At 48.3% G+C, this 13,774-nt stretch carries 12 protein-coding genes; 10 read left to right on the forward strand and 2 right to left on the reverse strand.

The window, feature by feature from the left end:
* The 3 genes from QP860_RS08395 to QP860_RS08405 form a co-directional block, all read left to right on the forward strand.
* On the forward strand, positions 1 to 273 hold a 273-nt coding region (locus tag QP860_RS08395; RefSeq protein ID WP_284912553.1), incomplete at its 5' end, for a hypothetical protein.
* A 226-nt stretch (positions 274 to 499) separates the two neighbouring features.
* The gene (coaBC, locus tag QP860_RS08400; protein WP_070619221.1) at positions 500 to 1,705 is read left to right on the forward strand and encodes a bifunctional phosphopantothenoylcysteine decarboxylase/phosphopantothenate--cysteine ligase CoaBC; all 1,206 of its coding nucleotides are present in this window, start codon (positions 500 to 502) and stop codon (positions 1,703 to 1,705) included.
* Between the two features lie 27 nt (positions 1,706 to 1,732).
* Positions 1,733 to 2,167, forward strand: a complete 435-nt coding sequence (locus QP860_RS08405; protein WP_284912554.1) for a hypothetical protein — start codon at positions 1,733 to 1,735, stop codon at positions 2,165 to 2,167.
* A 90-nt stretch (positions 2,168 to 2,257) separates the two neighbouring features.
* Here the strand turns inward: QP860_RS08405 and QP860_RS08410 are convergent, their stop codons facing one another.
* Both QP860_RS08410 and def read right to left on the reverse strand, forming a co-directional pair.
* Positions 2,258 to 3,013: an SDR family NAD(P)-dependent oxidoreductase gene (locus QP860_RS08410; RefSeq protein ID WP_070619228.1), complete on the reverse strand. Its 756-nt coding sequence runs from the start codon at positions 3,011 to 3,013 to the stop codon at positions 2,258 to 2,260.
* A 380-nt stretch (positions 3,014 to 3,393) separates the two neighbouring features.
* Complete coding sequence (gene def / locus QP860_RS08415; protein ID WP_070619231.1) at positions 3,394 to 3,966, reverse strand: peptide deformylase; 573 nt, start codon at positions 3,964 to 3,966, stop codon at positions 3,394 to 3,396.
* A 507-nt stretch (positions 3,967 to 4,473) separates the two neighbouring features.
* Here def and pdhA point away from each other — a divergent pair.
* From pdhA to typA, 7 genes are all read left to right on the forward strand, one after another.
* On the forward strand, positions 4,474 to 5,577 hold the full coding sequence (pdhA, locus tag QP860_RS08420) for a pyruvate dehydrogenase (acetyl-transferring) E1 component subunit alpha (RefSeq protein WP_070619234.1): 1,104 nt from the start codon (positions 4,474 to 4,476) through the stop codon (positions 5,575 to 5,577).
* Positions 5,578 to 5,579: 2 nt separating this feature from the next.
* Positions 5,580 to 6,572, forward strand: a complete 993-nt coding sequence (locus QP860_RS08425; RefSeq protein WP_070619237.1) for an alpha-ketoacid dehydrogenase subunit beta — start codon at positions 5,580 to 5,582, stop codon at positions 6,570 to 6,572.
* Positions 6,573 to 6,680: 108 nt separating this feature from the next.
* Entirely contained in the window at positions 6,681 to 8,333 is a 1,653-nt protein-coding gene (locus QP860_RS08430; protein WP_284912555.1) for a dihydrolipoyllysine-residue acetyltransferase, read from the forward strand.
* 11 nt (positions 8,334 to 8,344) lie between these two features.
* Positions 8,345 to 9,757: a dihydrolipoyl dehydrogenase gene (gene lpdA, locus QP860_RS08435; protein ID WP_070619243.1), complete on the forward strand. Its 1,413-nt coding sequence runs from the start codon at positions 8,345 to 8,347 to the stop codon at positions 9,755 to 9,757.
* Positions 9,758 to 10,266: 509 nt separating this feature from the next.
* Entirely contained in the window at positions 10,267 to 10,536 is a 270-nt protein-coding gene (locus QP860_RS08440) for a UPF0223 family protein (protein WP_070619246.1), read from the forward strand.
* 12 nt (positions 10,537 to 10,548) lie between these two features.
* Positions 10,549 to 11,346 carry an inositol monophosphatase family protein gene (locus tag QP860_RS08445; protein ID WP_070619248.1) on the forward strand — a complete coding sequence of 266 codons (798 nt, stop codon included), beginning with the start codon at positions 10,549 to 10,551 and terminating at the stop codon, positions 11,344 to 11,346.
* A gap of 379 nt (positions 11,347 to 11,725) precedes the next feature.
* Positions 11,726 to 13,567 carry a translational GTPase TypA gene (typA, locus tag QP860_RS08450; protein WP_067972449.1) on the forward strand — a complete coding sequence of 614 codons (1,842 nt, stop codon included), beginning with the start codon at positions 11,726 to 11,728 and terminating at the stop codon, positions 13,565 to 13,567.
* Positions 13,568 to 13,774 lie beyond the last annotated feature (207 nt).

The raw sequence follows: 13,774 nt of genomic DNA on the forward strand, positions 1-13,774 counted from the left end.
CAGAAACTGCCACATCGCAAGAGAAGATACAGTATCTTAGCCAGAAACTGCCACATCGCAAGAGAAGATGCAGTATCCTGGCCAGAAACTGCCACATCGCAAGAGAAGATGCAGTATCTCGGCCAGAAACTGCCACATCGCAAGAGAAGATACAGTATCTTAGCCAGAAACTGCCACATCGCAAGAGAAGATGCAGTATCTCAGTCAGAAACTGCCACATCGCAAGAGAAGATGCAGTATCCCATCTTTCAGTTAGCCAATCCAGAGGGCTAAACATCTCCAAACGGCATTAGCAAGTGAAATGATGGCGAATCGCGTTTCTAAACGGTATTAACAAAGGAGATAGTGCCGGTTTCTAGCCAGCAGCGTCCTTTTTGTCAAAAAATATGCACCTAACATGAAGACTAAGATCAAGCAGGGCAGCGCCGTTTTTTATTGGGGCTGGAAGGGATCTGTGCTATACTTTAAGCAAATTATCCAATGAAGATGGAGGGGTTGTGTGTTAACAGGTAAACAGATTGCAGTGGTTGTGACCGGGGGGATTGCGGCTTATAAGGTGCCGGGCTTGGTGCGGCGCTTGATCAAGGCGGGGGCTTCGGTGCGGGTGGCCCTGACGCCGGCTGCAGAACGCTTCGTGACGGCGGAGACCTTGGAAGTTCTGACCAAGTATCCAGTCTTAAGAGAAGGGGCGGCCTATCCTGATCCGGTGGCCCATATTGCCTTGGCGGACTGGGCGGACTTGAGCGTGGTGGTGCCGGCGACTGCCAACAGCCTGGGGAAAATGGCTCAGGGGTTGGCGGACAACGAGGCACTGAGCAGTCTATTGGCCAACCAAGGATCGATCGTCTTCGTGCCAGCTATGAATCATAAGATGTGGGCCAATCCGGCGGTCCAAAGAAATGTGGCCCGCCTGAGAGCAGATGGGCATTACGTCCTGGAACCTGGCTTTGGCTTCCTGGCTGAGGGCTATGAGGGCAAGGGGCGGATGCCGGAGATTGAAGAAATTTATGCCGGAATTGAGGCCTTCTTTGCCTGCCAAAATCTCGACCAGCCCCTGGACCTGACTGGCCAACGTCTAGTCATCAGCGCCGGGGGAACGGAGGAACCGATTGACCCGGTCCGCTACCTATCCAATCGCTCGTCGGGGAAGATGGGAACAGCCCTCGCCCATGTGGCCCTCCTGGCTGGCGCTCAGGTGACCCTGGTCCAGACTCCCTCGGCTCAAACGCTGCCAGTCCTGCCGGGGATCGAATGCCGCCAGGTCACGACCGCCCAAGAGCTCTACACGGCTATGCATGAGGAGATCCAGAGCGCGGACATCCTCGTGATGGCAGCGGCTGTGAGCGACTACCGGGCCGCCCAAGCCGCTGACCAAAAGATTAAAAAGCAAGACCAAGACCAGGGCCTACGCTTAGAATTGGCAGAAAACCCAGATATCCTGGCCAGCCTGCCTAAAGACAAGGCCTATGTCATTGGCTTTGCGGCGGAGACCCAGCATGTCGTGGACTATGCCCGGCAAAAACTTGAGAAGAAGGGCGCCCATATGATTGTCGCCAACGATGTCAGCCAGGCTGGCATTGGTTTTGCGAGCGAGGACAATGCGGTCCAGATCGTGACCCCGACGGACGTCCTGGCAGTGGCCAAGCAGTCCAAGTACGGCATCGCCGCCCAGATCTTGGCCCAAGCCATAAAGGAAAGAAAATAAGCACTCAGCACAAGGAGGTTCTTTTGTATGAAGACACTCAAAGCTTTGAAAGTATGCAATTTCTTACCGCTAATTTACTTTGGACTTCTTAGCCTGACCTTCGCTGGCCTACCAGCTGTCGCTTCTATCATAGGAGAAGAGGGCTTCATGGATATGGTTGTTGGACTGGCCTTCAGCTTGGCTCTCGGGTCAGGGCTCTTTGTGGGGGTTTGGACCTTACTGAGTCTGGCCCTGACCGCCTGGCACTTCATCAATCGGAGAGGGGCTAAGCCGCGTCCTCTCTACCGCCAGACCATCCTCACCGTCATATTGGCCGCCCTGTATTTTGCGAGTTTTGGCATTGAAGACCGACTCTTAGCGATCTTTGGCCAAGACAAGACCTGGCCGCTGAACCTCATTTACTTGGTCATTCTCATCTTATCCCTTGTCCTCGCTTGGCCACATAATCGGTCGCTAGGTTAAATCAATAAAAAGGCTGGAGCTTTTGCAGTTCCAGCCTTTTCTTGTATCGAAGTGAAGTGATTCTTAAACAGTCTATATTTTGTTATTTCATTAAACGGCCGTATAACCGCCATCGACCTTGATGTCGGTCCCTGAGATAAAGGACGCATCGTCAGAAGCGAGGAAGAGGATAGCAGCAGAAACTTCATCGACTTCTCCCATGCGGTTAATCGGATGCAAGCTCGCTAATTTTTCACGAATTTCGGGAGCAACGGTTTCTGTCAGAGGTGTATTGATATAACCAGGGCAGACCATGTTGCAGCGGATCCCTTCTTCCAAGTAATCGGTTCCCACCTGCTTGGTCAACATTTGGATACCGCCCTTAGTGGTGGCGTAGGCCGTTAAGCCTTGACGTGCCACGTGGGAGTGAATGGAGCCAATATTAACGATAGCACCCCCGCCACCTTGGCTTAGAAATTGTTCGACAGCAAATTTATTCGCGTAGAAGGCCCCATCGAGGTTAATGGCCCGCACTTTTTTGTAATCTTCGACTGAGAGGTCGGCAATCTTCGCTTCAATATTAATTCCCGCATTGGCTACCATGACATCTAGCTTGCCGAAGTGGTCAACAGTCTTTTGAATTAATTCGCGGTTGTCAGTCTCTTGGCCAGAGTCAGCTTGGATAAAAATAGCCTCGCCCCCAGCTGCCTGGATCTCGTCAACAACGCGCTGGCCTTCTTTTTCATTAATATCAGCCACAACGACTTTAGCAGATTCGGCAGCGAAAGACTTGGCAGCATCTTCACCAATACCAGAGGCTGCCCCGGTAACGATAACCACTTTATCAACAAAACGATTATAAGACATCAAACATTCCTCCTTAGTTTACATAGGATAATTTCATTCTTACATCCTACATTTCCACCATAAAATAAAGGCTTACAATTGTAAAATATTTTTAATCCGAAATATCTTACACCTATATACCAAAAAGCGATCAAGCAAGTTTGAAAAAAACTAGCTGCCTCTGTTAGCGAGTGAGTTGCCGGTACTTGCGAGTGAGGACTCTGTTAGCAACTAGGAAGCCGATAACTTGTAAATCAGGCCTCCATTAGCAAGTAGGCTGTCGGCAACTTGCGAATGCGGCTTCCATTAACAAGTTGAACCTCTACTAGGCAAGCTCCCACACCCTCACCATAAAGAAAACAAGCTAGCCAGGGTCTGGCTAGCTTGTTGATCCTTCATCCTTAAAATTCTTCTCCCAATACAAATGAGTTCTCGTCGAGGGAGAAGGGGTTGTCTTGGTTGATGTGGTCGTAGTAGAGGATGCCGTTGAGGTGGTCGATTTCGTGTTGGAGGACGATGGCGGGGTAGCCTTTGAAGCGTTTTTTGTGCTCATTGCCTTCCAAGTCTTGGTAGCGGAGGGTGATGCGCGCATAGCGAGGCACATAGCCAGGGACGTCTTGGTCGACGGACAGGCAGCCTTCGCCGCTCGGTAGGGCCACTTTTTCTAGGGAGTGGCTGAGGATGCGCGGGTTGCAGACGACTTCTTCCATTATAATCTTGCCGTCTGGGTCTTCCAGGTCAGGGATCAGGACGGCGGTCATTTGCTTGGAGACATTGACTTGGGGAGCAGCCAGGCCTACGCCTGCACGGAGGCCGTACTTTTCAGCGATTTCTTCATCTTGGCTGTTGTGCAGGTAGTCCATTAAGTCTTGGGCGAAGGCGCGGTCCTCGTCAGTCAGAGGGAAGGTCACTTTCTCAGCGGTTTTGCGCAGGGTGGGGTGGCCGTCCCGGATAATATCATCCATTGTAATCATATTGATATAACATCCTTTCTAGTCTAGTAAATGTCTTCCCCTCATTATACCGTTAAAGCCGGGAAATGTTTAGCGCTTTTGCTTAATATTTAAGGCGAAAAAAACAGCTCGCGAAAAAGCTTTCAAAGGATTAGGCCGTGTAAACGCTTAAAACAGGCTACTTTGCTCCTTGTCCTAGATGAGACTATAACAGATGATCCAAAATGATTGGTACAGTTAAATGATTTAATTTACGAATAAGAACAAAAATCGCATTTAAAGGCCTGAGATCATAGGCTTGTCATAAGAACAAACTTTGTGAAAAAAGGCTCAAAGTATAGAAAAGACAGCCTTTTCATTAATTTTTCTGTACTATAAAAGAACTTTTGCTTGGACAAGCTATAAGACTTGCTTTTTATACGCTAAAATGATACTTTATAACAGAGGGCTGCATTTAATTGATACAGAATTGAATGCACTTGATTTATTACTGAAAGAATTTCAATTATAAGAGAGGAATGATTATAAATGGCTAAACAACCAGTAGATTATGCTGCGCAGTTGGAAGCAATTGACGAGCTTTTCCCAATGGTTCGTATCTTAGACGAAGAAGGGAAAGTCGTTAATGAAGAGATTATGCCTGATTTATCAGACGATGAATTAGTTGAATTAATGAAACGGATGGTGTTCTCTCGGACGCTTCACGAACGTTCTATGGCTCTCGCTAAGCAAGGACGTTTAGGTTTCTACGCACCTACCTATGGGCAAGAAGCTTCCCAAATGGCGAGCTCTTATGCTTTCGAAGAAGGTGACTGGTTATTCCCAGGCTATCGTGACGTTCCTCAATTAATCGCTAAAGGCTTGCCTATCTACAAGGGCTTCCTCTGGTCACGTGGACACGTTGAAGGGAACGACTACCCTGAAGACCTACATGCGATGCCACCACAAATCATTATCGGTGCTCAATTAATCCAAGCTATGGGTAATGCTGTTGGCCAAAAATTAAATGGTTCCGACAATGTGACTTATGTCTACACTGGTGACGGTGGTTCATCCCAAGGTGACTCTTATGAAGGCTGGAACTATGCAAGCCGCTACAAAGCACCAATCGTATTCTTCATCCAAAACAACGGTTTCGCAATCTCAACCCCACGCGAAAAACAATCCGCTGCTAAGACCTTAGCTCAAAAAGCTGTGGCAGCAGGTATCCCAGGGGTACAAGTTGACGGTAACGACGCCCTAGCTGTTTACGCTGTAGCTAAACAAGCACGTGAATATGCCGCTGCTGGTAATGGTCCTGTCTTGATTGAAACCATCACCAACCGTTTAGGTGCTCACTCAACATCAGGTGACAACCCTAAACTTTACCGGACTGATGAAGATATCGAACTATGGACCGGCCGTGAACCTCTCTTACGTATGCGTAAGTTCATGGAAGACAAGGGTCTATGGAATGAAGACATGGAAACTGAATATGTTGACCAAGTGAAAGAAGAAATCAAAGAAGCGATTCAAAAGGCAGAAGCTGCCCCACAACAAAAAGTTTCTGATTTCTTGAAGAACATGTTCGAAAACCCTGGTCAAAACATTAAAGAACAAATCGAACAATATGAAGCAAAGGAGAGTGAATAAGCATGGCTAAAAAGAACAACCGCAACAAAACAATGGTTGAAGCCGTTACAGAAGCGTTAGACCAAGAAATGGCACGCGATGAAAAAGTCTTAATCTTTGGTGAAGATGTGGGTAAAAACGGCGGTGTATTCCGTGCCACCACAGGCTTATACGACAAGTATGGTGAAGACCGTGTCAGCGATACACCTCTATCCGAATCAGGTATTGGTGGTTTAGCCATTGGTTTAGCTCTTCAAGGCTTCCGTCCTGTTATGGAAATCCAATTCTTCGGTTTCGTATTCGAAGTTATGGACTCCATCTCTGGTCAAATGGCACGTACCCGTTACCGTATGGGTAGCACCCGCCATATGCCTATTACCGTTCGTTCACCATTCGGCGGGGGCGTTCACACACCTGAAATGCACGCGGACTCCCTTGAAGGCTTAATGGCCCAATCTCCAGGTCTTAAAGTGGTTATCCCATCAAGCCCATACGAAGCAAAAGGTCTCTTGACCGCTTCTATCCGCGACAATGACCCAGTTGTCTTCTTAGAACACATGAAACTTTACCGGTCATTCCGTGAAGAAGTTCCAGAAGAACAATATGAAATTGAATTGAACAAGGCCAATGTTGCCCGCGAAGGTAATGATGTGACTGTCATTGCTTACGGCTACATGGTGCGTGAAGCATTGAAGGCTGCTGAAGCCCTTGAAAAAGACGGCATCTCAGCTGAAGTTATCGACTTACGTACCGTTCAACCTCTAGATATGGAAACCATCGGGGCTTCTGTTGACAAGACAGGCCGTGTGGTAATGGTTCAAGAAGCTCAACGTCAAGCAGGCGTGGGTAACCAAGTGATTGCTGAAATTTCACAACGCAATATCTTGAGCTTAGAAGCACCTATCCAATTCGTATCTGCTGCAGATACTGTCTTCCCATTTGGTTTAGCTGAAAACGTTTGGTTACCAAATGCTGAAGATATCCAAGAAGCAGTGAAGAAAGCAACTGAATTCTAATTGATTAAGGACGCTTGGTAGCGGTTAGGGCAACTTAACCGCTCTGAGCTTTATCATTTCAGGATAGTTTAGACAGGTATTGAGAGATAGAAGGGAAGAACTCAAACTATGGCTTACATTTTTAATATGCCCGATGTCGGCGAAGGTATGGCAGAAGGCGAAATCGTTGCATGGGACGTCAAAGTCGGCGACGAAGTCCAAGAAGAAGATACACTCGTTGAGATCCAAAACGATAAATCCGTTGAAGAAATTACCTCTCCTGTAACAGGGAAAGTAACCAAGCTTTACTATGAAGAAGGCGACTTGGCAATGGTTGGTGAACCATTGATCGCATTCGAAGGCGAAGGCTTAGAAGACAACGAAGCTGAAGCAGCACCTGCTTCAACACCTGAGTCTCCAGCCCAAGAAGAAAAAGCTGAAGATCCAGCACCAGCAAGCAATGGTGGCGGCTCTTACTACAAATTCCGCTTACCAGACGTTGGTGAAGGTATGGCAGAAGGCGAAATCGTTTCTTGGTTAGTTTCTGAAGGTGACGAAATCACTGAAGAAGATTCCCTCGTTGAAATCCAAAACGACAAGTCTGTCGAAGAAGTGGCTTCACCAGTTGCTGGTACGGTTAAGAAGATCTTAGTGGAAGCTGGGACTATCGCAAATGTAGGCGATGTTTTAGCTGAAATCGACTCACCAGAACACAATGGCGAAGATGATGGCGCAGAAGATACTTCAACACCTTCACAACCTGCTCAAGAAGCTAAGGCTGACGAAGGTAATGATGACGCAACAGGTGGCGCAGCTTCAGCACCAGCTACAGCTGATCCAAACCGCGTGATCCAAGCCATGCCTTCTGTTCGTAAATATGCACGCGAAAAAGGCGTTGACATCAGCTTAGTGAACGGCAGCGGCAAGAACGGTCAAATTACCCGTGATGATATTGACAACTTCGATCCAAACGCTCAAGCTTCAAGCAGCCAAGAAGCTGGCCAAGAAGCCGCTCCAGCTCAAGAAGAAAAAGCAGCTAAGAAATCACCAGCTCCAGCTCCAACTGTTTCTAACGAAGACTTAGTTGAACGCGTGAAGATCTCACCAATGCGTCGGATTATCTCTGAATCCATGACCACTTCTAAGTTTACCGCACCTCAAGTATCCCTCTTCATGGACGTTGAAGTGTCTAAACTTTGGGATCACCGTAAGAAATTCAAGGGCATCGCTGCAGAACGTGATGTGAAGTTAACCTTCTTACCATATGTGGTTAAAGCCTTAGTTGCTGCTGTTAAGAAATACCCAATGCTTAACGCATCAATCGACGAAGAAAACCGCGAATATATCCTTAAGAAATACTATAACGTAGGGATCGCAACAGACACTGACAATGGCCTATTCGTTCCAAACGTTAAGAATGCTAACCAAAAATCAATGTTTGAAATTGCTAACGAAATCAACGAAAAAGCTGCCAAAGCTCATGCTGGCGAATTAACCAACGAAGAAATGGGCGACGGTACCATTACAATTTCTAACATCGGTTCAGCTGGTGGTGAATTCTTCACTCCAATCCTTAACTTCCCAGAAGTTGCCATCTTAGGTTTCGGTGCCATCAAGCAAGAACCTGTTGTCAACGATGAAGGCGAATTAGTAGTTGGCTGCGTTCTGAAACTGTCATTAACCTTCGACCACCGTATTGTCGATGGGGCTGTCGGTCAACGCTGCTTGAACGAAGTCGCTCGCTTATTGTCAGAACCAGAATTGCTATTAATGGAAGGATAGGTTGATAAAATATGGTAGTAGGAGCAATGGCAATTGAATTAGATACAGTCGTTATCGGTTCAGGCCCTGGTGGCTATGTGGCAGCAATCCGTGCTGCCCAAAAAGGCCAAAAGGTTACAGTAATTGAACGCGAATTCCTCGGTGGGGTTTGCTTGAACGTCGGCTGTATTCCTTCTAAAGCCTTGATCCAAGCAGGTCATGCTTACCATTCTGCCTTAGAAGGCGCAGAAGTTTTCGGTGTGACAACTGAAGGAACAAACTTAGACTTTACTAAGACTCAAGATTGGAAAGACAACCAAGTCGTTAAGAAAATGACTGACGGGATTGGCTTCCTCTTCAAGAAGAACAAGATCGACGTTGTATGGGGCGAAGCTTATATCAACAACGATAAAGAATTAACCGTTACCGGTGAAGGCGACGAACATCAATTGTACACTTACAACAACTTGATCGTTGCTACTGGGTCAACACCAATCGAAATCCCAGGCTTCAAGTTTGGCGGTAACATCGTTGACTCAACAGGCGCTTTAGCCTTCGAAGAAGTTCCAGAAAAACTCTTAGTGATCGGTGGCGGTGTGGTAGGTTCTGAATTAGGTTCTGCCTACGCTAACCTCGGTTCTGAAGTCACCATCCTTGAAGGGTCTCCACAACTCTTACCAGGTTTTGAAAAAGACATGGTGAAAGTGGTTCAAAAAGACATGAAGAAAAAAGGCATGACCGTTATTACTAATGGCATGGCTAAAGAAGCAACAGACAACGGCGACTCTGTTACCGTTAAATACGAAGAAAAAGGTAAAGAAAAAGAAATTACCGTTTCTAAAGTTCTCGTATCTGTTGGTCGTCGCCCAAATACGGCTGAAATCGGCTTACAAGCTGCAGGCGTTGAAATGGACGACCGCGGCTTAGTCAAGGTTGATGAACAAGGCCGCACAAGCGTGAAGAACATTTACGCTATTGGTGACATCGTGCCAGGCCTAGCCCTTGCCCACAAAGCTTCTTACGAAGGGATCGTAGCTGCAGAAGCTATCGCAGGGGAAAATGCAATTGTTGACTACAAGTCAATGCCTTCAATTGCTTACACTGACCCTGAATTAGCTAGCTACGGCTTAACCGAAGCTGACGCTAAAGAAAAAGGCTTGGAAGTCCACTCCTTCAAATTCCCATTCGGTGGGAACGGACGTGCCGTATCTATGGCTAACGCAGATGGTTTCGTTCGCTTAGTCGCTACTAAGGACAACAACATTATCGTTGGTGGCCAAGTGGTTGGACCTAACGCATCGGATGCAGCTGCTGAAATTGGCTTAGCCATTGAATCTGGCATGACAGCTGAAGATATTGCCTTGACGGTTCACGGTCACCCAACCTTGAATGAAGCGATCAAGGACTGTGCAGAAGGTCTTTTAGGCCAAGCTATCCACGCTTAATCCGATTAAGCAGACAAAAAATTGATTCTATACACAAAAAAGAGCCTGATCTCGGGCTCTTTTTTAATGGGGCTTATGGTTGTACTGTCAGCATGCGTTTCGTCTTGAATTTGATCGTTGAATGTTCAGATGATCAACACGGCTAAAGCCGTCTTGTACTTTATCCGTAAGTCGCTAGCGCTCCAACGGCTAAAGCATAGCACCGGTTCGGGCCAAGGTCTCTCACCTAGCAAGCTTCAAAGAATTAGAGTGCGACAAAAGTCGGTTAAGCCTGAACCACTGGAGCAAAATCTAGAAGAGCCTTGCTAAAGGCTCGCCTAGATTTTGTGAAGTGGAGTCAGGGTTGACTTTTGGAGCAGGTTTGGGCTAGTACGGCTAGCGCCTACTATATTTTTATCCCCAGCCAAGTTCCAAACCTTCTTCTCCTCCCAGACTAAGCCGCTTGCTGCCACCAGGGTCTATTTTCTGCTATAATAGAAGCAAAGTGAACGCTGAAGGAGGCGATTAGGATGGCTTATGCTTACCCACTGGATATGTCTTGGTCGACTGAGGAGATGACGGTAGTGGTGGAATTTTTCCATGCGGTGGAATTGGCCTATGAGGGAGGCGTTGACCGCACAAACTTGCTGGCGGCTTACCGGGCTTTCAAGGAAGTGGTGCCGTCGAAGATGGAGGAGAAGCAGCTGGGCAATGCCTTCGAGAAGGTGTCGTCTTATAGTGTGTATCGGACCATGCAGAAGGCTAGGGCAACAGAGGCCGGCCGCGTGACCATGCCTTAAGGAGGAAGTTGAATGGATAGACAAGCAATTGAAGAATTAGTTCACAGTTGGGTGATGGCGGCGGCTGACCATATCCGCCAGGCAATGGACCAGCCGCTGACAGTAAATGAGAAGTCCAGCCACCAGGATATTGTGACTAACCTGGACCAGGAGACGGAGCGCTACTTGCGCGAGCAGATCCAGTCCCATTTCCCGGATGATCGAATTATTGGCGAAGAGGGGGAGGGCCAGCAGTCGGATAGCCTGGAGGGGACCGTGTGGATTATTGACCCTATCGACGGGACCGCGAATTTCTATGGTCAAGGCCGCCACTTCGCCATTATGCTGGGGCGTTATGTGGATGGGGAAGGCCAGTTTGGCGTGATCTATGATGTGATGGCGGATGACTATGTGTCTGCCTGGCAGGGGCAGGGGGTGACTTGGAATGGCCAGCCTTTCGAGAAGCCTTTTGACGACAAGCCCCTGCGCGAGGGTCTGATTGCAGGCAACGGCAGCTACGCCCTCCACAATACCCACCGCATCCAGGACTTCATCGACCAGGCGCTAGGTTTTAGGATCTACGGCTCGGCCGGCCTGCAGGTTCTCTATGTTCTGCGCGGGGACCTTTTACTCTACTTCTCACCTAAGCTAGCCCCCTGGGATGTGGCCGCTGGTGCTGTTATTGCCCGCGAGGCAGGGCTTAGCTTTAGTCAGTTCGATGGCAGCAAGTTAGACCTTCTCCACAAGGGCTCAGGTGTGATCGGTTACCCCAGCGCCTACCAACAATTTGTCAAGTACCTAGCTGTTGAAGCCGCCTGGGATAAAATGTAAAAATCCCCAATAATTCCTAGGCAAGGCCTAGTAATAGTGATAAAATGAAAAAGCAGATTTTTTGGAGCTTTATGAACTTGTGATTATGATTGTGCAAGTGAGCATTCGTTACGCTTCTGAATTTGGTCGTTAAAAAGCCATGGCACCGGTTCGGGCCAGGGTCCCTCACCTAGCGAGCTTCAAAGGGCTAGTACGGCTAACGCCTACTATCCCTAATTCACATCGCTTGCTTTTTCATGGCTAACGACCAATTTCAACGCTCCACTACTGCTCAAGAGTAGATTACATAGAAAGTTTCCTAAATCACTAATATTAAAGTATAAAACATTTTTTGACCAGTTAAATAATAGAAGCAAAAGAAAAAGGAGTTAAGACATCAATGACAAAACGCGAAGATATTCGGAATGTCGCCATTATAGCCCACGTTGACCACGGGAAAACGACCTTGGTTAACCAGCTACTTGAAAATTCAGATACCTTAGATGAGCGGGCCCACTTAGATGAACGGGCCATGGATTCCAATGACCTGGAACGGGAACGTGGGATTACCATCCTCTCTAAGAACACAGCGGTTAACTACAAGGGTACCCGAGTGAATATCATGGACACCCCAGGGCACGCGGACTTCGGGGGTGAAGTGGAACGGATCATGACCATGGTTGACGGGGTTGTTCTGGTTGTGGATGCCTATGAAGGAACCATGCCACAGACTCGTTTTGTCCTCCAAAAAGCCTTCGAAGCAGGCAAGACCCCGATTGTGGTGGTAAACAAGATCGACAAGCCAGCTGCTCGGCCAATGGAAGTGGTGGATGAAGTTCTTGACCTCTTTATCGAACTTGGTGCGGACGAAGACCAAATCGAATTCCCAGTGGTTTACGCTTCAGCTATGAACGGAACGTCTAGCTATTCGGCAGACCCTGCTAAGCAAGAAAAGACGATGGCACCAATCTTTGACGCCATCATCGAAAACGTGCCAGCCCCTGAAGATAACAAGGATGAACCCCTGCAATTCCAAGTCTGCATGCTGGACTATAACGACTATGTAGGCCGTATCGGGATTGGCCGGATCTTCCGCGGCTCCATCAGTGTGGGCGACCAAGTGACCTTGAACAAGTTGGACGGGACCAAGAAGAACTTCCGGGTCACGAAATTGTTAGGCTTCCTTGGTTTAGACCGGGTAGAAATCGACCATGCCGAAGCTGGCGACCTGATTGCGGTATCCGGGATGGAAGACATCTATGTGGGTGAAACCGTGACGGATACTGAGGTACAGGAAGCCTTCCCGCCACTACGGATCGATGAGCCTACTCTACAAATGACCTTCATGACCAACAACTCGCCTTTTGCGGGTCGGGAAGGGAAATTTGTGACCGCCCGTCAGATCGAAGAACGCTTGAAGTATGAGCTCCATACCGACGTGTCTCTGCGCGTGGAAGATACGCCTGAGCCTGACCAATGGATCGTTTCTGGCCGGGGGGAACTCCACCTGTCCATCTTGATTGAAAACATGCGCCGGGAAGGTTTCGAACTCCAAGTGTCACGTCCGGAAGTCATTATCCGGGAGATCGACGGCATCAAGCAAGAGCCTTTTGAATCGGTACAAATCGACACCCCTGAAGAATACCAAGGGAGCGTGATTGATTCCTTGAACCAACGTAAGGGGCAAATGTTGGACATGGTCAACGAAGGTCGCGGGACGGTGCGCTTGAACTACTTGGTGCCTGCCCGGGGGATGATCGGCTATGGCACCCAATTCGTGACCATGACGCACGGTTACGGGATCATGAACCATAGCTTCGATTCCTACCAACCCCTGATTAATGCCGAAATCGGCGGCCGCCGCAATGGCTCTCTGGTCTCTACGGAAACCGGCAAAGCTACCACTTACGGTATCATGAACGTGGAAGACCGCGGGACCATTTTCGTCCACCCAGGGACTGAAGTTTACGAAGGCATGGTTGTCGGGGAAAATGCCCGGGAAGAAGACATCGACGTCAACATCGTCCGGGCCAAGAACCTGACCAACGTGCGTTCAGCCACCAAGGACCAAACCGCGACCATCAAGGAACCGCGCGTCCTGAACTTGGAACAATCGCTGGAATTCATGGATGACGACGAACTCTGTGAAGTGACCCCAGAAACTGTCCGCGTCCGCAAACGCATCCTTAACAAGAGCGAACGCGCCCGCTACAACAAACGTAAGAAAAAAGCAGAAAATTAAGCAAGAACCGGTAGGAAGTGGAGGGATGAGCTCTACTTCCTGCTTTTTATTTGGGAATTGTGCTGGTGAGCATGCGCTGCGCTGTTGAATTCGATCTTTGAATTTTAGAAGGATCAAGACGGCTAGGGCTTCTGGGACTAGAGGGGGACTGAATTCTGGGATTAGAAACTGCATTGTCTCGAAGGAAGATGCAGTAAGTCGCCGAGA

Source organism: Aerococcus sp. UMB1112A (assembly GCF_030230715.1).
GTDB lineage: Bacteria > Bacillota > Bacilli > Lactobacillales > Aerococcaceae > Aerococcus.

Excerpts from the sequence above, each read along its gene's own strand:
- QP860_RS08405 (WP_284912554.1), top strand. The coding sequence starts at position 1,733 with ATGAAGACACTCAAAGCTTTGAAAGTATGCAATTTCTTACCGCTAATT.
- pdhA (WP_070619234.1), top strand. The coding sequence starts at position 4,474 with ATGGCTAAACAACCAGTAGATTATGCTGCGCAGTTGGAAGCAATTGAC.
- QP860_RS08445 (WP_070619248.1), top strand. The coding sequence starts at position 10,549 with ATGGATAGACAAGCAATTGAAGAATTAGTTCACAGTTGGGTGATGGCG.
- QP860_RS08430 (WP_284912555.1), top strand. The coding sequence starts at position 6,681 with ATGGCTTACATTTTTAATATGCCCGATGTCGGCGAAGGTATGGCAGAA.
- QP860_RS08425 (WP_070619237.1), top strand. The coding sequence starts at position 5,580 with ATGGCTAAAAAGAACAACCGCAACAAAACAATGGTTGAAGCCGTTACA.
- typA (WP_067972449.1), top strand. The coding sequence starts at position 11,726 with ATGACAAAACGCGAAGATATTCGGAATGTCGCCATTATAGCCCACGTT.
- def (WP_070619231.1), bottom strand. The coding sequence starts at position 3,966 with ATGATTACAATGGATGATATTATCCGGGACGGCCACCCCACCCTGCGC.
- lpdA (WP_070619243.1), top strand. The coding sequence starts at position 8,345 with ATGGTAGTAGGAGCAATGGCAATTGAATTAGATACAGTCGTTATCGGT.
- QP860_RS08410 (WP_070619228.1), bottom strand. The coding sequence starts at position 3,013 with ATGTCTTATAATCGTTTTGTTGATAAAGTGGTTATCGTTACCGGGGCA.
- QP860_RS08440 (WP_070619246.1), top strand. The coding sequence starts at position 10,267 with ATGGCTTATGCTTACCCACTGGATATGTCTTGGTCGACTGAGGAGATG.